Below are 959 nucleotides of genomic sequence, written 5' to 3' on the forward strand. Positions count from 1 at the left end.
CTTAATTTCGAAGGAACAAAATTAAAAGAAAATTTACCGCTGCAAGCATAAAGGGATAAATCTTGCATTGCATGATAATAATCTTTATATGTAAAATAAATTTTATTTGGAATTGTTGCATTTTTAATTAAAGTTTTTGTTGCAAAATCTATATCAAATTGTTGTTTAATATTAATATCTATAATTTGTAAAGCTTGCTGTAAAAATTCATCATCGTCCACACCTATATATTGACAATTTAAAGTATCAAGCTCATAAGGTTTGCAAGCTAAAACGCGTTTATAATCTTTTGGCATTTCATCATCTTCTTTAATGATGATATAAGATTCTTCATTTTTGTCACTTCGATTTTCTTTTATATCGATTGCAAAATCAAATTTATATTCTCCTTGGGGCAAATTTTTTAATGTTAAAATATTATGAGTTTTTCTTAAAATTTTTTCTATTTGGTTTGCAAAATTTTGAGTGTATATGTCTTCTTTTGTATGAAATTTTTTACTTAGTCTTTTTATTATAGGGAAATGAGAATAAAACTTATCCCAATCTAGTGTAGTGTAAAATTTAATAGAACGCTTTTCTTCTCTTACTTCATTTGTTTTATTATCTACATGGCGAGAAAAACGCTCTGAATTTTGCCTTAGTCTTTTCATCTCTTGGGTTTGTGTGTTGTTTGGATAAGGAGTGTAGTGTAAAATAAGGGGTTCTATACCTTTACTTTGTAAGAAATTTTGTATTTCTTTTAGTCTTTGTTCTACTTGGGGATTGTTTGGTTTAGTTTGTTTTATAGGGAGTTGATAGTTTTGTATAGTGTCTATCTTAGGGCTATTTTGCCACAATACTTGAAGCTGATAACTGACAGCACAACCTAGTGTTGCTATTTCATTATTTCTTTTTTTGATAGTATTTAAATTCATTATAGCAACACTCTAATTCTGTAGGCAGAACTGTTTCATTGTATT

General features: G+C 27.6%; 1 protein-coding gene. It reads right to left on the reverse strand.

What is annotated here, in order from left to right; translation table 11 throughout:
- Positions 1-914, reverse strand: a 914-nt coding sequence (locus ELQ16_RS09765) for a hypothetical protein (RefSeq protein WP_208335102.1), incomplete at its 3' end; no start/stop codon positions are given.
- Between the last annotated feature and the right edge of the window lie 45 nt (positions 915-959).

This window comes from Campylobacter sp. US33a, assembly GCF_004378855.1.
GTDB lineage: Bacteria > Campylobacterota > Campylobacteria > Campylobacterales > Campylobacteraceae > Campylobacter_D.